Here is a 230-nt window from a genome sequence, read left to right on the forward strand (position 1 = left end):
GGTATGTGATGACCGGCCACAAGCTTTACGGTCCTTCGGGAATCGGCGTGCTTTACGGCAAGAAGGATCGGCTTCGGGAGATGCGTCCCTTCCAGGGCGGCGGCGAGGTGATCTTCGAGGTGACGGAAGACAACGTTACTTACAACGATCCGCCGCATCGTTTCGAAGCAGGCACTGTCTATTACACACATCTGACGCTGCCGATAACTAGTCGAGTGTAGATCTCGGTG

General features: G+C 55.7%; 1 pseudogene. It reads left to right on the forward strand.

Annotated features, from left to right (window positions below):
- Positions 1 to 176, forward strand: a pseudogene (locus tag ACPYOI_RS37270) (aminotransferase class V-fold PLP-dependent enzyme); the annotation flags it as partial.
- Between the last annotated feature and the right edge of the window lie 54 nt (positions 177 to 230).

The organism is Rhizobium sp. SVR5-2C (assembly GCF_056755115.1).